Annotated in this window: 18 protein-coding genes, 1 tRNA gene and 1 pseudogene; 7 read left to right on the forward strand and 13 right to left on the reverse strand. The window is 48.4% G+C overall.

Going from position 1 to position 18585, the window contains the following annotated elements; all coding sequences use genetic code 11:
- The first annotated feature begins 168 nt into the window (after positions 1-168).
- Complete coding sequence (locus EBB54_RS12645; protein ID WP_004081044.1) at positions 169-786, forward strand: TetR/AcrR family transcriptional regulator; 618 nt, start codon at positions 169-171, stop codon at positions 784-786.
- A 53-nt stretch (positions 787-839) separates the two neighbouring features.
- Entirely contained in the window at positions 840-1259 is a 420-nt protein-coding gene (locus EBB54_RS12650; protein WP_125127678.1) for a hypothetical protein, read from the forward strand.
- A gap of 46 nt (positions 1260-1305) precedes the next feature.
- Here the strand turns inward: EBB54_RS12650 and EBB54_RS12655 are convergent, their stop codons facing one another.
- Positions 1306-1776, reverse strand: a complete 471-nt coding sequence (locus EBB54_RS12655) for a hypothetical protein (RefSeq protein WP_004081046.1) — start codon at positions 1774-1776, stop codon at positions 1306-1308.
- Positions 1777-2067: 291 nt separating this feature from the next.
- Complete coding sequence (locus EBB54_RS31900; protein WP_004075933.1) at positions 2068-2160, reverse strand: putative holin-like toxin; 93 nt, start codon at positions 2158-2160, stop codon at positions 2068-2070.
- A 480-nt stretch (positions 2161-2640) separates the two neighbouring features.
- Between EBB54_RS31900 and EBB54_RS12660 the strand changes: the two genes are divergently transcribed.
- The gene (locus EBB54_RS12660) at positions 2641-5697 is read left to right on the forward strand and encodes a glycoside hydrolase family 2 TIM barrel-domain containing protein (RefSeq protein ID WP_125127679.1); all 3057 of its coding nucleotides are present in this window, start codon (positions 2641-2643) and stop codon (positions 5695-5697) included.
- A gap of 24 nt (positions 5698-5721) precedes the next feature.
- On the opposite strand, the gene EBB54_RS12665 is transcribed toward EBB54_RS12660, so the two are convergent.
- The 3 genes from EBB54_RS12665 to EBB54_RS12675 form a co-directional block, all read right to left on the reverse strand.
- The gene (locus EBB54_RS12665) at positions 5722-6528 is read right to left on the reverse strand and encodes a carbohydrate ABC transporter permease (RefSeq protein WP_125130765.1); all 807 of its coding nucleotides are present in this window, start codon (positions 6526-6528) and stop codon (positions 5722-5724) included.
- A 16-nt stretch (positions 6529-6544) separates the two neighbouring features.
- On the reverse strand, positions 6545-7435 hold the full coding sequence (locus EBB54_RS12670) for a carbohydrate ABC transporter permease (protein ID WP_193554356.1): 891 nt from the start codon (positions 7433-7435) through the stop codon (positions 6545-6547).
- A 153-nt stretch (positions 7436-7588) separates the two neighbouring features.
- Positions 7589-8902 (reverse strand): extracellular solute-binding protein, encoded by a 1314-nt coding sequence (locus EBB54_RS12675; protein WP_125127681.1) that lies wholly within the window; start codon positions 8900-8902, stop codon positions 7589-7591.
- Positions 8903-9022: 120 nt separating this feature from the next.
- Here EBB54_RS12675 and EBB54_RS12680 point away from each other — a divergent pair, with 120 nt between their 5' ends.
- Complete coding sequence (locus tag EBB54_RS12680; protein WP_125127682.1) at positions 9023-9829, forward strand: AraC family transcriptional regulator; 807 nt, start codon at positions 9023-9025, stop codon at positions 9827-9829.
- Between the two features lie 61 nt (positions 9830-9890).
- Positions 9891-9983 (forward strand): annotated as a pseudogene (locus EBB54_RS32620) (IS982 family transposase); the annotation flags it as partial.
- A 233-nt stretch (positions 9984-10216) separates the two neighbouring features.
- Here EBB54_RS32620 and EBB54_RS12690 read toward each other — a convergent pair.
- The 8 genes from EBB54_RS12690 to EBB54_RS12725 all read right to left on the reverse strand — a co-directional run bounded on the left by EBB54_RS12690 (position 10217) and on the right by EBB54_RS12725 (position 16712).
- Positions 10217-11227, reverse strand: a complete 1011-nt coding sequence (locus tag EBB54_RS12690) for a GGGtGRT protein (protein WP_004081047.1) — start codon at positions 11225-11227, stop codon at positions 10217-10219.
- 47 nt (positions 11228-11274) lie between these two features.
- Positions 11275-11967: an iron-sulfur cluster assembly scaffold protein gene (locus tag EBB54_RS12695; RefSeq protein WP_004081053.1), complete on the reverse strand. Its 693-nt coding sequence runs from the start codon at positions 11965-11967 to the stop codon at positions 11275-11277.
- A gap of 236 nt (positions 11968-12203) precedes the next feature.
- Positions 12204-12695 carry a CinA family protein gene (locus EBB54_RS12700; RefSeq protein ID WP_004081054.1) on the reverse strand — a complete coding sequence of 164 codons (492 nt, stop codon included), beginning with the start codon at positions 12693-12695 and terminating at the stop codon, positions 12204-12206.
- Position 12696: 1 nt separating this feature from the next.
- Complete coding sequence (gene pgsA, locus EBB54_RS12705; RefSeq protein ID WP_004081055.1) at positions 12697-13239, reverse strand: CDP-diacylglycerol--glycerol-3-phosphate 3-phosphatidyltransferase; 543 nt, start codon at positions 13237-13239, stop codon at positions 12697-12699.
- A complete protein-coding gene (rimO, locus tag EBB54_RS12710) occupies positions 13236-14561 on the reverse strand; it encodes a 30S ribosomal protein S12 methylthiotransferase RimO (protein ID WP_125127683.1) in 1326 nt (441 codons plus the stop codon). The genes pgsA and rimO overlap by 4 nt, the downstream gene beginning before the upstream one ends.
- Before the next feature lie 256 nt (positions 14562-14817).
- Positions 14818-15120, reverse strand: coding sequence for a DNA-directed RNA polymerase subunit omega (gene rpoZ / locus EBB54_RS12715; RefSeq protein WP_004081058.1), 303 nt, complete (start codon positions 15118-15120; stop codon positions 14818-14820).
- 5 nt (positions 15121-15125) lie between these two features.
- Positions 15126-15758: a guanylate kinase gene (gene gmk / locus EBB54_RS12720; RefSeq protein ID WP_044990963.1), complete on the reverse strand. Its 633-nt coding sequence runs from the start codon at positions 15756-15758 to the stop codon at positions 15126-15128.
- A gap of 75 nt (positions 15759-15833) precedes the next feature.
- Positions 15834-16712 (reverse strand): YicC/YloC family endoribonuclease, encoded by an 879-nt coding sequence (locus EBB54_RS12725; protein WP_125127684.1) that lies wholly within the window; start codon positions 16710-16712, stop codon positions 15834-15836.
- 191 nt (positions 16713-16903) lie between these two features.
- Between EBB54_RS12725 and EBB54_RS12730 the strand changes: the two genes are divergently transcribed.
- Together EBB54_RS12730 and EBB54_RS12735 are read left to right on the forward strand one after the other, a co-directional pair.
- A tRNA-Pro gene (locus tag EBB54_RS12730) sits at positions 16904-16978 on the forward strand.
- A gap of 544 nt (positions 16979-17522) precedes the next feature.
- On the forward strand, positions 17523-18572 hold the full coding sequence (locus EBB54_RS12735) for a site-specific integrase (protein ID WP_125127685.1): 1050 nt from the start codon (positions 17523-17525) through the stop codon (positions 18570-18572).
- Positions 18573-18585: the final 13 nt, after the last annotated feature.

An 18585-nucleotide genomic window follows, 5' to 3' on the forward strand; every position in this document is an offset into this window, starting at 1 on the left:
TTGGTTTTGACTTTTTGTCAAATTATGATACAATACGCATAGGACATATAGTTACGATTCACAGTCATTTCACTCACATGCGCAAAAGCAGCCTGCAAAGCTGACTGCCGGTCTTTATCTGACTGTGAATCATAACCACATATCACATTCAAAGCGGGAGTCGATATTATGCACAACAACAAGAAATCCGACCTGATCTTAGATTCCATGCAGAGGCTTATGCAGAAAAAGGATACCCGGTCTATCTCCGTCAGCGAAATCGCGAAGGAAGCCGGAATCGGAAAGGGCAGCATTTACTACTACTTCAAATCCAAAGAAGAGATTGTGGACGCGGTGATTGAGCGTTCTTATTCTGATGCGATCCAAAAGGCAAAGGAGCTGGTACAGGACCCGGCGCTGGACGCGCAGACAAAAATGGAGATCATTTTCCAAACCTGCAGAGACTCTTCCGTGGAACTCTCCCGCCAGGAGGCAGGCAGCTACATGGAGCGGCAGCAGAGCGCCCTTCTGCACCAGCAGTATATCTATATCATGATCCGCAACCTCCGTCCGATTCTTGCCGACATCATCCGCCAGGGCAACCAGGAGGGGACGATCACCTGCAGTTCGCCGGAGGAAGTGGCAGAGATCGTACTGATCATCCTGACCATCAAATTTGACACCTACCTTTCCAATGCCGATGCCGCGCAGATACAGAGCACTCTGGATGTATTTACCTACATGCTGGAGACCAGCTTTCATATTGAAAAGGGACGGTTGGACTACATCTGGGCGAACCAGCCATAAAAACGAGTGCAGAATTTTCGGATGCACCCGGAAGCAAGAGGGGGAATGATCTTATGAACAACAAAAAGGACCGCTATTTTTCGATACTGGATCAAGGAAATATGTTTCAGGATTCCGGGCACCGCACCCGGTTTAAAGAACTGCTGGACTGCTATGCGGATTTTCCTTTTTTTACAAAAGGGCTGTGCAAATGTATGTACCTCTCCGCATGGGATGACGAGCATTTCTGCATCCTGCTGGAGATCCTCACCGACATGAGCCTGGGCCGGGAGACGAATACCCGGGAGATGCGCGTCAAGGGGGAGGCTCTTGCCGAGGAGCAGCACAACGCGGAATATTATGTATACCAGCTTTCCAACGCATTTCTTGACAATGCGTCTTATCATCTGCCTGAAGGAGCAGAGATCCCGCCGGAGATCCGGCATATCATTTCCTGCGCCCTGCAGGCGGCCGAGCTGATCGACCAGGTATAGAGGAAAACGGCCTCATCCCATACAGCAGGAGGGGGCCGCCTTTCGCTTAACACATGACTACGATCTTTCTCGGCGTCGTCTGAGGCGGGATACTTCTGGTCGTAACCGTATAATAAACCAGCAATGTCCGGTTTCCGATATCACAGAAAAAGTTCTGGCCATTGATGGTCTGTATTTCCGTGCTACGCGCTTGATTTAACTGCAGCGAATGGTCCTTGGCGACCAGATCGCCGTCAAAATAATTCAGCATAATCTGCTCGTTTTTCCCAAGCACGGCAACGATCACCGCATGGTATTGCGGCGGAAAGATCATCGGCACGGGCACACTCTGGTCGTAGAATGCCGCCACACGCATTCCCGGACGGAGCTGCCTGCTGTCGATCACCTGTGTCTCCGGGCCTATGACAAAGTTCACGATCCCCTCTCCTACGCGGAGGACGATCATCTGATTGCAGCAGCCGCTTCCGGTGATATTCAGGACAGCTCCCACAACAGGAACCAGATTTGCATATTCCATTGATAAAGACTCCTTTCACAGCCCGCGATATGGAGCTGCTTTTTATTTAAAATATGGGAGCAGGACGAAAATGGTTCCGAATCATAGAAAGTTACTGTGAGCAAGTGCACGGCACCGTGTGAACAGTAACGAACACCTTTTCAACCTTTTCCTGTAACGGATTTTTTCCTTGAATCCTGCTGCCGGATATGCTATATTAGAAATGTGAAGGAGCAACCGACCACAAAGTGGTTGACCTCCAAGATTAGACAATAAGCCTACCTGTACCGCCAAGTAACAAGGTAGGTTTATTTATTTTCGCTTGTTCTTCCTATCTATGTAGGCAAGCAGTGCAATTAAAAATGTCGCAAACAGCATTAAATCCTGAAATGTAAACATTTCCATCCACACCACCTCCCTTCTTTTTCAAGTGTAGGGAGGCTTTCCACCTTGTAACACGATCACTCCGTAATAGATTCTACCATATTCAGTTAGTTCTGACAACACATACAGCGCCTATATATAAATGACCAAGTTTCGCACATAGATTTTGCCGATACACCTTGAAAATTCAATACCTGGCAGTTATTCAGTTGTCAAAAAATATCCCATATGACGATATTTGAAAAATGCCGACAAAGTTGGAATATATTGTTGAATACCATGCACAGATTATGTCCCAATACCTTGTTTTGCAGCCCGATACATAATCCCCTGAATCTTCCGATCATCTAATGTGTACCGTCCCTCCTGTTTCCAAATATCCTATTATTTGTTTTGTCATCCTACACATTCCTCAGCCTCCATGTTATATAATGAGGTGCAGTGAGCTGCGCTGCAGTTTGACTGCAGGCATGTTCAAAACAGGAGAAAGGGGAAATATGTATGACTCATACATTTGACTATGAAAGATTAAAGGACCCGCGGTATTTCCGGGATGGAAGGCTTGATGCCCATTCGGATCACAAATATTATACTTCCCTGCCGGATCTGGAAACAGGACGGGAGGATTTTAAGGAAAGTTTAAACGGAATATGGAAGTTCCACTATGCCGTAAATTACAGATCCACAGTTTCCGGATTTGAAAAAACGGACTACTGCTGCAGGAGCTGGAAGGATATCCATGTTCCCGCCCATATCCAGATGGAAGGCTATGACGTACCGCAATACGTGAACGTACAGTATCCCTGGGAAGGACATGAGGAGATCCAGCCAGGAGAGATCCCAGAATCCTTTAATCCCACGGCCAGCTATGTAAAATATTTTACCGTTCCAAAACGGATGAGGGGAAAGCGCCTTTTCATCTCCTTCCAGGGCGCGGAAAGCGGGCTGGCCCTGTGGCTGAACGGTACATTCATAGGCTACGGGGAAGATTCCTTCACGCCGTCGGAATTTGAACTGACGGATCACCTTGTGGAAGGCGAAAACAAACTGGCTGTACAGGTATTCAAATGGACCGCTTCCAGCTGGTGTGAAGATCAGGATTTCTACCGTTTTTCCGGCCTTTATCGAGATGTTTATCTGTATACGGTTCCGGATATCCATGTACGGGATATGAAGATCTGTGCCGTCCCAAACGAATCCTTGACAAATGCCTCTCTTGAGGTCTGTCTGGATATGATGGTTTCCAAGGGACCGGCAGAGGGAACGCTCCTCTTTCGCTTTGCCAGGAACGGCTCTATCCTGTGGGAAGAAAAGCATCCCCTGAAGACCTCGTTTTCCCATTCATGGTTCCTGGATAGGCCGGATCTCTGGAGCGCGGAAAGCCCAAATCTCTATGACCTGACCGTCGAAGTATATGACGCTGCCGGTACCCTGCAGGAAGTAATTCCGGAAAAGGTTGGCTTCCGGCGTTTTGAGATAAAGCACCATATCATGGCATTGAATGGAAAACGGATCGTGTTTAAGGGCGTCAACCGTCATGAATTCAGCTCTGTAAATGGCCGCCATGTAAGCGAAGCAGAACTCCGCAAAGATCTGGAAACCATGAAACAGAACAACATCAACGCCATCAGGACGTGCCATTATCCGAACTGCTCCCTGCTCTACCGCCTCTGTGATGAATACGGGCTCTACCTGATGGCTGAAAATAACCTGGAATCCCATGGCACCTGCGATATTCCGATCACAACCGGGGATTATACCGATGTAATTCCAAACGACCGGCCGGAATGGCTGGAGATGATGCTGGACCGAGTCACTTCCATGTATCATCGGGACAAAAACCATCCATCAATCCTGATCTGGTCCTGCGGCAATGAGTCATTCGGAGGAAAAGACCTCTATGAGATGTCCTGCCTCTTCCGGAAACTAGACCCACACCGTCTCGTTCACTATGAAGGCATACATCATGACCGCCGATATAATGATACCAGCGATATAGAAAGCCAGATGTACACCTCCGTGGAGGGAATCCGTGATTTCCTGGCAAACGACCGGAACAAGCCGTTTATCTGCTGTGAATATACCCATGCCATGGGAAACTCCTGCGGTGCCATGCATAAGTATACTGATCTGACCGATACGGAGCCACTGTACCAGGGCGGTTTTATCTGGGATTACATTGACCAGTCCATCTGCAAGAAAGATCGCTATGGGAAAGAATTTCAGGCTTACGGCGGAGATTTCGGTGAACGGCCGACGGATTATCAGTTCAGCGGGAACGGAATCGTATACGGCAGCCGGGAAGTTTCCCCAAAGATGCAGGAGATCCGGTTCAATTATCAGAATATCACTGCGGAGGTCCGGGATACCGAAGTAACCGTAATCAATAAGAACCTATTTGTCAATACGGATACGTTTGAATGCTGCGTCGTCGTCTCAAGGGACGGGCATCCCATACGCGGAGCCGTATTAGAAACCCATGTAGCCCCCCTCAGTGAAGAAACGTATACGCTTCCGTTCCCCAGGGAGACCCTACCCGGGGAGTATACCGTTACCGTCTCCTTTCATCTGCCGGAAGATACGGTTTGGGCGCAGAGAGGCCATGAGACAGCCTTCGGGCAGTACATATACCAAATCCCGAAGCGGGAAACAATCTGTGAGAAAGAAATAGAAGTCATACGCAGCCCTCACAATATCGGTGTCAGAGGAGCACATTTTGAGGTTCTCTTCTCCCTTCTGTCCGGCGGACTCGTTTCCTATAAATATGCTGGAAAGGAATTGCTGGAGACGATTCCAAAGCCAAACTTCTGGCGGGCACCTGTGGACAACGACTGCGGCAGCCAGATGCCGATACGGTACGGGCACTGGAAGCTGGCAAGCATGTATCTCTCCAACAGACCTTTAGGCGCCGACATGTTCGCATTGTGCAATCCGGCAGTCAACGAACGGGAACACAGCGTGTCTGTATCCTTTTCCTATCATCTTCATACCACACCTGCCGCTGTCTGTCAGGTCACCTATGAGGTCTTCGGAGACGGACGTGTAAAGACGTCCCTTACCTATGATCCGGTGAAGGAACTGGGCGATATGCCCGAATTCGGCATGCTTTTCAAACTGAATGCGGATTATGACCATCTGAAATGGTATGGGCTTGGCCCTGCAGAAACCTATGCTGACCGGAAAAAGGGAGCAAAGCTGGGGATCTATGAGAATCTTGTGAAGGACAATCTGGCAGACTATCTTGTCCCCCAGGAATGTGGAAATAAAGAAGAAGTGCGGTATGCGGAGATCACGGACCGAAAGGGCAGGGGGCTGCGGTTTGAGATGAGCCCGGAAAACGGGCCTATGTGCTTCTCGGCACTGCCTTATACCCCCCATGAAATGGAGAATGCCATGCATTCCTTTGAATTGCCGGAAGTTCATTATACCGTCATCCGTGCCGCGAAGGCACAGATGGGCATTGGAGGAGACGACAGCTGGGGCTCCTGTGCGCATCCGGAATATCTGATCCCCGTAGACCGGAAACTGGAATTCAGTTTTTACTTCTGCGGAATATAAAAGAAGAGCTTTACAGCTCTTCTTTTATTTTACCGCCCCGGTAATCCCTTCTGCAAACTGCTTCTGCAGTATAAAGAATACAAGCATTGTAGGAAAAGAACAGAATAAGACACCCATCATGATCATTCCATAGTCGATCTTGTAGCCGCCGATCGTATTTGCAATCAGCATGACCATATTCAGGGATTTTCCATCTGTCATAATTACCTTAGGCCACAGATATGCATTCCAGGCATTCATAAATGTAATGACTGCCGCTGCCGCGTATGTAGACCGCATAGTCGGAAAAAACATGCGGAAAAAAATCTGGATCTCATTCAGTCCGTCAATGCGTGCTGCTTCGATGATATCGATGGGAAATGCACGGGCATTCTGCCTGAACATCATGATCATAAACGGCGTTGATATCATCGGCAGGAAAAAGCCCACCGCCGTGTTCAGCAGCTTTGCCTTGGAAAACATCTGGAACAGCGGAATCATCGTCGCCACCTGCGGGACCATCATTGCGAGAAGCAATATCGAGAACAGCTGATCCTTCCACCGGTCATGATAGATTTCAAATCCATACCCTGCCAAAGAGCAGATCAGGAGACAGATAACCGTTACGCCGATTGCATATAAAAAAGAATTCGCCATGGCACGGCCCAGCGGCTGCTGCGACACCAGGCTTCTAAAGTTTTCAAGTGCATATTTCCCCGGCAGCAGCCGTCCCCTGGAAATGTCTATATAGTTGTTGGTAGCTGCGGAAATCATCCACAAAAACGGAAAAATCGAAATGAAGGAAAACATCGTTAAAAATACATACGTTGGTATCAGCCTGCGCTGGATCATGGATCTGTTTTTCCTTTCAGTCACGGGTATCACCTACTTTCAAATTGATAAAGGCCAGAACGGCAACAATGATAAAGACAAAAAATGCCATCGCGCTTCCATATCCAAAGTTCGGTGCATGTAAAAAGCACGTATTATAAATATAATGCGACATGGTAATCGTTGCGTTGGCCGGACCGCCGTTGGTCAGGTTGACCGATTCGTCGAACAGCTGCAGCGTACCGTTAATAGACATGATAAATGTCATGATAATCGTCGGCTTCAGAAGCGGAACCGTAATACGCCAGAAGGTCTTCCAGCCGTTGGCACCGTCGATCTTTGCAGCCTCATATACGGAATATTCGATGTTTTGAAGCCCTGCAAGATAGAATACCATGTTGTACCCTGTCCACCGCCAGATCAATGCCAGTATGATGACAGCCTTTGCCGTGCCGGCACTACCGAGAAAATTGTATCCGGACTGTAAGATCCCCAGCTTGACCAGCGCACTGTTGATCAACCCGTCCTGTGCAAACAGAAACCGGAAGATAATGGAATAAGAGACCAGTGAAGTGGCACAGGGCAAAAATACGCAGGTTCTGAAAAGCCCTTTGCATTTTAAATCTTTGTTATTCAAAAGCTGTGCAAGCAGGATCGCAAGCACCAGCATAATCGGTACCTGGATTCCAAGATAAAAAAATGTATTTCCAATGGAACGCAGGAATACCCGATCCTCAAACATCCTTGCATAATTTGTAAAGCCGGTAAACCTGTAGTTGGAGCCTTTACCTGTCTGCAGAGACAGGAGAAATGCCCGGATCATCGGATAGAAGCTCATGACCACGATCATTAGGGCCGCAGGCGTCAGAAATGCCCAGCCGGCAGCTCTCTGTTTTTCGATCAGAGACATGCTTTTCTTCTGCTTCATAATGAAAAACCCCCTTTATTTTTTTGGTCATCAGACACAATATATTGTACCCGCTGCTAATTTTCAAACATTTTATTGTATATCTGTTCTTCTTTTTTACACACAAAAGGGAACCGCATGACGGTTCCCCCTGCTTACCATTGATCACAACCATCATTGATAATAAAATTCCGCGTCAGCCTGCGCCTTTTCTAATATTTCTTCCGGCTCTCCTCCTGCCATGATATCCTGGATTGCCGTAGAAACAACATCGCGTACGTCAGAAAAATACGGACTGTTGTTGCAGGTAGGTGTCTTCTCTGCATACTCCACAATCTTCAGAAAGATCGGCTCATTGCTCCAGAATTCCTGCGGTTCCTGATAGGCATCCGATTCCGCCGCAGGCCCCCATGTACCGATCGCCCCTGTTACAGGAAGGATATTTGCATACAGATCTACACTTCCGGCAAATGTTTTGCCAAGGAAATCGAACGCAAGCTCCTTATTTTTACAGTTGGTGGTCACATACCAGGATGATCCGCCGTTGTTGGAATAATTTGTGGCGCCGGAAGTCTCCACAAGCTTGGGCATATTTGTAATCGCCCACTTGCCGGATGTATCCTCCATGCCCATGATCGTCGCTGTCACCCAATTTCCATTAATCGTGCCTGCACACAGTTCATTCGTAATGGAAGACACATACTCGTCCCACTCATTGACTTCATAAAAAATCCCTTCTTTTACCATCCTCTGGTAAATATCAATACACTCATTCAAAGGCTTATTTCCGACAATATTGGGGCTTCCATCCTCATTGAATAGAGACTCTCCTGCGGACTGCAGCATCATCATAATGATATCCTGGCTGCCTGCCTGTCCTGAAAGCATAAATTTTCCTGTTTTTTCCTTCACTGCTTTTCCAATCTCAATAAACTGATCCCAATCCACATCGGTAATATCATCTATAGTATAGCCAGCTTCATCGAGAATATCTGTCCTGTAGCAGGATATCACAGCCGCATTGTCAAAGGGTACTCCGTAATTTTTGCCTTCTGCTATCGAGTAACTCAGTTTGCCTTCTGCAAATTCCGAAAAATCAATTCCGCTGTCCGTGAGATCTGTAAATGCCTCCGGATAAAAGGAAACGAACTTCTGAAATGATTTGTCCTGCATCAAAACAATATCCGGCATGGTTCCAAAATCACCGGATTCCGCACAGGTCTGCAGCTTCGTCTCACAGTCCGCAGACGTTGTCTCAATGACTTCAACGGTAAAATTCTCATCCACTGTTTCCCTGTAGATCTCTCCAGCTTCTTCAATCGCGGGAATGTTGAACGACGGGTCCCAGGTCCACACAACAAGCTTGTTTTCGCCGCCTTTCCCTTCTTCTGACGGTTCCTCTCCATCACCCGCGGATTCGCCGCCGCATGCTGCAAGCAAAATAAACATCGTACCCGCAAGCATTGTTGAAAGTAACTTTTTCTTCATGAATCTTTGTCCTCCTTGTTTTTTTCGTTTTTTATTTCCTGCTTATTATATTATGGATAGACAAATGAAAGTGTAGTATGTTAAACTAAATAATATAATATTTGGAAACAGGTGATACTTATGCCAATGCATTTTAAAAATCCCACGATTAATGAACCCTTTGTTTTTGAATCGATTGGTAACTGCTGGAACCAGGATCGGATCGTACGCCCGAAAGGGTATCCTTTTTACCATTATCTGCACACCGAAAGCGGCAGCGGAACCGTGGAAGTTCAAGGAAGTGCCTATGTCCTGCATGAGAACGAGGGCATTCTGATCTCCCCATATCTCAGTCATTCCTATGGAAAAAATACGGAAGAATGGTATGTTGCTTTTGCCACCTTTACCGGAACCATAGACAGCAGCATTGACAAAATGGTAGGCAACAGACCTGTCATCTTTATAGAAAAAGAGCAGGGTGCACGCATCGGCGCCCTGATCAATGACGTCATGGACAATTGGGAAACTCTGTCGCTGGATACCCATACACTTTCGCTCAAATGCTATTGCCTGCTGATGAATTTTACAGACAGTATCTACACCCGTATCATGACAGACGAGCCGCTATATCTCCGTTATGTAGAGCCTGTTTTAAAGGAGATTGAGGCAAATTACACTGAGGAACTGACCGTACAGGAACTGAGCAGAAAGGTTTATATCACCCCCCAATACCTGTCCCGCCTTTTCCGCCGTTTTTTAGACTGTTCGGTCTATGGATATCTGACCTCCTACCGGATCAACCGGGCCAGAGAGTTTCTGGTATCCCATCCCAGAATGGAGGTTCAGCAGATTGCCGCCAAAACCGGATTTACAGATTCCAGCCATTTTATCGCCATGTTCAAAAAAGCGACCGGGGTTACGCCCCTCGAATTCCGCAGGATAAAGTAAAGGGCTCCTGTGCCTATAAATGCAGTTTCCAATATTGGGCCGCCAGAGAAACAAGGATCTTGGAGATAAAGGATACATAGGTGAAAACCTTTACGATGACATGCACAGAAAAGAGATATGTCTGATGTCGCTGAAGCCTTCTAATTATAGAAGCATAGGCCGCACGATGCCCGGCACTCTTTCATCACTATGGCAAAGGCTGCAGATATGAATGAGCACATTCTGAAATTATTCGTTGGCCATGCTGTAGAGGATATCACGGAAAAGACATATACCCATAGGGCAATTGAGGATTTGCATCAGGAAATTCAGAAAATCAAATAAAAAAGGCTATACTGGATCATTTATCATGTGATTTCAGTATAGCCCTTGATTTTACACTATTTCTCAGAACTTGCCAGCCTTAGCCGCTTCTTCTACAGAAACCGCAACCGCAACAGTCATGCCGACCATCGGGTTATTACCAGCGCCGATCAGACCCATCATCTCAACGTGAGCCGGTACGGATGAGGAACCTGCAAACTGAGCGTCAGAGTGCATACGTCCCAATGTATCTGTCATACCATAGGAAGCCGGGCCTGCCGCCATGTTGTCCGGATGCAGTGTACGTCCTGTGCCGCCGCCGGATGCCACAGAGAAGTACTTCTTGCCCTGCTCCACGCATTCTTTCTTGTAAGTACCTGCTACCGGATGCTGGAAACGGGTCGGGTTGGTGGAATTTCCGGTGATGGAAACGTCTACACCTTCCTTGTGCATGATCGCAACGCCCTCGCGCACGTCGTTGGCGCCGTAGCAGTTTACCTTGGAACGAAGTCCGTCTGAGTATGCGATTCTCTGTACTTCCTTGAGTTCTCCTGTGAAGTAGTCATAATCTGTCTCTACATAGGTAAATCCGTTGATCCTGGAAATGATCTTCGCAGCGTCTTTTCCAAGTCCGTTCAGGATAACACGCAGTGGTTTTTTACGAACCTTGTTTGCTTTCTCAGCGATACCGATCGCGCCTTCTGCTGCCGCAAAGGACTCGTGGCCTGCCAAAAACGCGAAGCAGTCTGTCTCGTCTTCCAGAAGCATCTTGCCCAGGTTGCCGTGTCCCAAGCCTACCTTACGCTGATCCGCAACAGATCCCGGAATACAGAAAGCCTGAAGACCCTCTCCGATTGCTGCCGCCGCATCCGCCGCAGACTTGCATCCCTTTTTGATCGCGATTGCCGCGCCTACTGTGTATGCCCAGCATGCATTTTCAAAACAGATCGGCTGAATGCCCTTTACCTGGTTGTAAACGTCAAGCCCGGCATCCTTCGTGATCTTTTCTGCCTCTTCGATAGAAGCAATGCCATAGCTGTTTAAAACTTCATTGATTTTATCAATTCTTCTCTCATATGATTCAAATAAAGCCATCTCATTATCCTCCTGAATTATTTTAGAAACCTTTGACAGGCATGTGACTATTCTTTACGCGGGTCGATGATCTTAGCAGCGTCCGCAACACGTCCGTACTGTCCTTTTGCCTTCTCCCATGCTTCATTCGGCTCATCGCCTGCTTTGATGAAATCCGTAAACTTTCCGAGGTTGACAAACTGGTATCCGATGATCTCATCATTGCCGTCCAAAGCGATTCCTGTTACATAGCCTTCTGCCATCTCCAGATAACGAGGCCCTTTTGCCAGTGTTCCATACATAGTACCAACCTGAGAGCGAAGTCCCTTTCCAAGGTCCTCAAGTCCTGCGCCGATGGCAAGCCCGTCCTCTGAAAATGCGCTCTGGGTTCTTCCGTAAACAATCTGAAGGAATAATTCTCTCATTGCCGTATTGATGGCATCACATACAAGATCCGTATTCAATGCTTCAAGAATAGTCTTGCCCGGAAGGATCTCAGATGCCATAGCTGCGGAATGGGTCATTCCGGAACATCCGAGTGTCTCAACAAGCGCTTCCTGGATGATACCGTCCTTTACGTTGAGTGTCAGCTTACATGCACCCTGCTGCGGAGCACACCAGCCAACGCCATGTGTAAAGCCGGAAATATCTTTTACTTCTTTTGCTTTTACCCATTTTGCTTCTTCCGGGATCGGAGCTGGTCCGTGATTCGCACCCTGGGCTACCGGACACATCATTTCTACTTCATGTGAATAAATCATGTTAATACTCCTTTCAAATATGTATGATTTTTCTCTCGTATAATGCCGGATACCTTATAGAGCATCTACATTCCATAAAGTATGTTAAATTAACATCACACTACAGTTATTTTCGCACAAATTTTTCTGTACGTCAATTGTTAGTTTGTACAAGATTTTCCTATTTTTTTGTCTATATTATCGATTCAGACAGGCATCTGAGGAACATTCACAAAACCTCAGAAATCCCGGGCTTCTCAGCCGCCCAGCATCTCTGCCGCAAACCGGAGCGCTTCTTCCACCGTGCGGGTCCGGTTCTCCATCCTGCTGCCATAAAAACGCAGTTTACGAACCTGTACGCTGCCCTGTACACAGCAGCCGATATAGACCAGTCCCACCGGCTTTTGGGGCGTGCCCCCTCCCGGGCCTGCAATCCCGGTAGAGCTTAAGGCCACGTCCGCGCCTGCAGCACGGGCCGCGCCTGCAGCCATCTCCCAGGCGGTCTGCTCACTGACCGCGCCGAACTGCTCCAGCGTTTCCGTCCGAACCCCCACCAGGCGCTGCTTGGCCTCGTTGGAATAGGTCACATAGGATTCGCCGAATACGTCTGAGGCGCCGGCCACATTGACCAGCGCCCCGGCAATCATACCGCCGGTACAGGATTCTGCCGCGGTGATCCGCAGATTTTTCTCCTTCAGAAGGCGGACCACCCGCTCCTCCGGTGTCTCTTTTTGATTCCCGGCTTCCATCCTACATTCCCCCCTGGGTCAGAACCTGCCGGTTTTTCGCCACATAGTCCACCAGTGAAATGATGGTCAGAGCCAGGGAGATCCAGATCAGCGCCTCACAGACCAGATCGAACGCACCTCCGAAATCCGCAATCAGCAGGATCACCATTGCCATCTGGGAAACGGTCTTGAATTTCCCCCAGTAGCTGGCCGCAATCACCACCCCGTTGTCGGAAGCCACCAGCCGAAAGCCGCTGATGATAAACTCCCTGGCAATGATGATGATCACAAACGCTGCCGAAAGCTGGCCGGATTCAATCATACAGATCATCGCGGAGCAAACCAGCAGCTTGTCCGCCAGGGGATCCATAAATTTTCCGAAATTCGTGACCAGGTTGTATTTTCTGGCGATCTTGCCGTCCAGCAGATCTGTCAGGCTGGCTATACAGAACAGCACAAGGGCGATCCATTTATTAGCCGCTCCCCCTGTATCCGTCAGCATAAAAAACACAAAAAATGGCACCATAATAATCCTCAAAACCGTCAGTTTATTTGGTAAATTCATTCTACAAGTCCTCCTATCAAATCATATTCCAACGCTCCGGTGACTTTCACCCGGGCAAAATCGCCGGAGAGCAGCAGTTCTCCCGTCTCTACAAAAATCATTCCGTCCACACCGGGGGCATCCCGGTAAGTCCGCCCTACATAGGCATTTTCATCCGCTACCCGGCCCTCAATCAGAACCAGTACTTCCCTGCCTACCATCGCTTCCGCGTTTTCAAAGGCTATCTCCTGCTGCAGCTCCATGATCTCGGCCTGCCTCTCCTGCTTTACTTCTTCCTCGATCTGATCCGGCAGATCTGCCGCCGGCGTATCCTCCTCCGGCGAATAGGTAAACACGCCCAGCCGGTCAAATTCCATCTGATCCACAAAATCAACCAGTTCCTCGTGCTCCTCTGCAGTCTCCCCGGGGAATCCGGTGATCAGCGTCGTCCGAAGACAGATATCCGGAATCTCCCTGCGCAGCTTTTCCACCATCTCTGTCAACTGCTGTTTCGTCGTCCTGCGTCCCATCCGCTTTAATATCCTGTCATTGGCATGCTGGATCGGCAGATCCAGATAATGGCAGATCTTCGGCTCTTCTTTCATCACCCGGATCAGCTCGTCCGTGATCTCCTCCGGATAACAGTACAGGATGCGGACCCATCGAAGCCCCTGAATCCTGCAGAGCCGGCGCAGAAGTTCCGGAAGCTTTTTTTCTCCGTAAATGTCTTTTCCGTACAGGGTAGTCTCCTGGGCTACCAGGATCAGCTCCCTGACCCCCTCCTCTGCCAGTTCCTCCGCTTCGTCCAGAAGCCGTTCCATGGGCACGCTGCGGTAGTTCCCCCGAATCCGGGGAATGATGCAGTAGGTACAGTGCTTGTCACAGCCCTCGGCGATCTTTAAATATGCATAATGCCCTCCCGTCGTCACCAGCCGTTTTGTCTCCACCGCCGGAAGGGCCTGCAGATCTGCAAGCCGCACCTCCGGTTTTCCCGCAAGTGCCGCATCCATCGCTTCCAGGATCTGGTCATAAGCTGTGGTGCCAAGCACCGCGTCCACCTCCGGGATCTCGTCCAGAATCTCCTGCCGGTAACGCTGGGCCAGGCATCCGGTTACGATCAACGCTTTCAGGCTTCCCTTCTTTTTATATTCTGCCATCTCCAGGATGTTTTGGATGCTCTCCTCCTTGGCATCGTGGATAAAGCAGCAGGTATTGATGATGATCACCTCCGCCTTTGCTTCATCGTCCGTCATCTCATGGCCGCGGGATGCCAAAAGCCCCAGCATCACCTCCGTGTCCACAAGATTCTTGTCGCACCCCAGAGAGATCAATAAAATTTTCATATTCATTTCTCCATTCAGAATCACCTGATTGTAACGAAATACGGCTATCACCTATGCAAAAAGATAGGGATAGCCTTCCTAATACATCGTATGCCGAAAGGCTGCCGGCGGCTGGCTTTCTGTCTTAACTTCCTCTGCAGAACGTATGCCTACGGCTGGCCTTCTGTCTCAGCTTCCACTGCGGAACTTATGCCGGCGGCAAGCCTTCTGTCTTAACTTCCTCTGCGGAAAGCATACCGGCAACCGGCCTTCTGTCTTATTCCGCAGCCGCAGCTTCCTCCGTCAGAACCTCCGCTTCCGCTTCGATTTCCGTTTCCTCGGCGCCCGCATTTTCAGCGATGATCTTTAATTTTCCTTCGTTCAGCTCCTGGATCGCCAGAGAGAGGGGTTTTGCCTCGCCTCTTACATTGACCATCGGCAGCTCGCCGTCGATGATCTGTCTGGCCCTTTTAGACGTCGCAAGCACAATGGAATACCGGCTGTTGACGATCTTAGTCTCACCCTCTTCCACATCCTTGTTTACCACTTTCATCAAATCTGTATATGACGGATGCAACATACTTCTTACTCTCCTTTCAGTCTCTGCAAATCCTGCTTGATTCTCTCCATAAACTCCGTATTCCGGAAGCTCCGGCGGTGTTCTCCCTGGATGATATCATGCAGCTCCCTTGTGCATATCTCCAGGTCATCGTTGACGACCAGATAATCGTACCGGTCCATACCGTCCGCTTCCTCCACAGCGCGCCGGAGCCTGGAATCAATCACAGCCTCCGACTCCGTCCCCCTGCCCGTCAGCCGGTTTTTCAGCTCACATGCTGTCGGCGGAGTGACGAACAAAAGCACGGTCTCCGGAAATGCCTCCTTCACCTTCATGGCGCCCTGGATCTCGATCTCCAGGATGACATCCTTTCCTTCCTCCAGCTTCTGCTCCACATAGGCGCGGGGCGTCCCATAGTAATTGTCTACGTATCTAGCATACTCTATCAACTGATCTTCCGCAATCATTTTTTCAAATTCTTCTTTTGTAATGAAAAAATACTCTCTTCCGTGCGCTTCTCCGTCACGCGGCTGCCTTGTAGTCGCAGAAATCGACAAGGTATACTGCCCCGGATAATTTTTTAAAAGCTCCTTCATCAGCGTACCTTTTCCCGCTCCGGAAAACCCGGATACAACGATCAAAATCCCTTTGGAATCCATCATGTGCCTCACCTCATCCGAATCAATCTGTCATGGATTCAGCCCGCTTTTTCAATTTGCTGCTGTTCCGAACCGTTACTCAATATTCTGAATCTGTTCCCGTATCTTCTCGATCTCAGTCTTTAAGCTGATCGCCAGGTTCGAGATCTCCTGGTCGTTGGCCTTGGACAGGATCGTGTTGGCCTCCCGGTTCATCTCCTGTGCGATAAAATCCAGCTTCCGCCCGATCCCCTCGGACTCCTCCAGCGTATCGCGCATATGGGAAATGTGGCTCTTCAGGCGCACCACCTCTTCGTCCGTGCAGATCTTGTCCGCAAACAGGATGACCTCCGCCGCAATCCGGCTTTCCTCCAACTGCACGTCTCCCAGAAGCTCCCGCACCTTTTCCTCCAGCTTCGCCCGGTACTGCACCGCAATTTCCGGAGAATGCTCTTCGATCCCCGCGATCACGACCTCCATTCCGGAAAGCTTTGCAAGGATATCTTTTTTCAAGTTCTCCCCTTCGGTTGTTCTTGCCGATACAAACTGCGCAAATGCTCCTTCCAGGACGGTCCGTAAGCCCTTCCAGAGCTCCTCTTCATCCACGGACTGCTCTTCCATCGTCAGGACATCCGGACAGCGCGCCAGCGTAGTCAAACTCAAATGGTCATCCAGGCCAAATTCCTCCGCCATCTGCCGGAGATACTTCACATACTCTCCCGCAAGAGCCGCATTGTACTTTAAGCTCCCCTGCGCTTCGGATACATCTTCATACATGATGAAAATGTCAATCTTCCCGCGGCTTGCATAGTTCTTCAGCAGCGTCCGGATCGCGCCGTCAAAAAAATTCAGCTTCTTCGGCATCCGGATATTCACATCCAGATACCGATGGTTTACGCTCTTCAATTCGGCCGTAAACTTCCGGGAATCCTGCTGATACTCGCACCTTCCAAAACCCGTCATGCTTCTTATCATGATTCTCGCCCTCTATAGTCTGTCATATTTTACACTTATCAAATTCATGTATGCCCGTCTATTATAACCCTGAAATGATGATCCGGTCAACTCTTTGATCTTAACTTTTGCCGTAACTTTTCCAAATCTTGAAATTTTTTCAAATTTCTCTTTACATTTCCGCTCTTATCCAATATAATAGTATTCGTTGGCGGGGTGTGGCTCAGTTTGGTTAGAGCGCACGGCTGGGGGCCGTGAGGTCGCAGGTTCGAATCCTGTCACCCCGATTCGCTTTTACAGCAAAACCTGCCGCATCATATCCAATCAAAAACCTACAAGGCGGTTTCTTGATATATAATGTGGCCGGTACACTAATTTTTGTATTATATTGGTTATTCAGTTGATAGTATAGCATTTCATGTTATACTATTTTTTTGTGTTTAAGCGCGGCGTTCTCTCTGTCAGTCTGTTCCAGCGATTATTTTTTGAATCCCTGAACACAAAAAATGTGTGATCATGAACCTATTTCTCATATATGTGTATAAAAAAGATACAGATCTGGTAGTGGTATTTCTTTTTTAGATATGATATGCTGAAAAAGTCTATCAATAAGACTTCTCACTTCCTGAAACCTGGCATATGCATTTTTCTTAAAATAAACGTGTCTGGCAATTTCATATCTTTTGTATAAAAACATGTGTTTTTTCCTTCTTTGGAGTCAAAACATCGTCAAATTCATTTGTAATTACGTTTCTGATACAAACCACGCAGTAAATATGTTGTTCCGAACATGGACTGCGAACCTTTACCAGACAGGAGGGAAATGATCACATGACTTACAAAGACGAAAAACGAGGCACATGGTACTGCAAATTTTATTATATTGACTGGACCGGCATACGCCGTCAGAAAATGAAACGCGGCTTTAAGCTGCAGCGCGAAGCAAAGGAATGGGAACGTATTTTTCTTGAAAAACAATCTGGAAGTCCGAATATGACCTTCCAGGCGCTTTATCAATTATATCTGGAGGATATTCAATCACGTTTGAAGCGTTCTTCCGTAAATTCCAAAAGCCAATGCGTGGAAAGCCGGGTGCTTCCTTTTTTCAAGGACAAGCCCATCAACCAGATCACCGCGGCCGATGTGCGGAAATGGCAGAACCGTCTGATTGAGGACGGCTTAAAGCCTACCACTCAGCGCAATATCAACGGACAGTTGAACGCCATATTGAATTTTGCGGTGAAATATTACGGCCTTCCCCAGAATCCCTGCAAGGTAGCCGGCCTGATCGGGAGCAGCAAACCCAAGAGGATGCAGTTCTGGACTCATGAAGAATTTAAAACGCTGATTGCCTGTGTAAAAAATCCGACCCACCACATACTGTACAGTATCCTCTATTATGCAGGACTGCGCTGCGGTGAAGCCCTGGCCCTCACCCCGGCGGATATTGACCTGGAAAAGAAAGTCATACATGTGACAAAGACATTTCACAGGATTCACGGGGAGGATGTCATCACCTCCCCCAAAACTACCAACAGCATCCGGACCGTTCCAATCCCGGATTTTTTGTGTGACCAGATCCGGGTATACATCCAGGAAACCTATGGCCTGAAAAAATCGGACCGGCTGATCCCTCTGGTCAATACCTCCATCCGTATCCCCCTCAACAACGTTTGCGACCGCGCAGGGGTCAAACAGATCCGTGTACATGACATCCGCCACTCCCATGTTTCCCTGCTGATCGAGATGGGATTTCCTGCAATTCTGATCGCGGAACGGATCGGAGATACGGTCGATATGGTCAATAATATTTACGGCCATTTGTACCCAAATCGACACGAAGAAGTGGCGGATATGCTGCAGGCTTTAGTATCAAAATAGTTTCATGTGGGGA

Origin of the sequence: Schaedlerella arabinosiphila (genome assembly GCF_003885045.1) — a bacterium.
Lineage (GTDB): Bacteria > Bacillota > Clostridia > Lachnospirales > Lachnospiraceae > Schaedlerella > Schaedlerella arabinosiphila.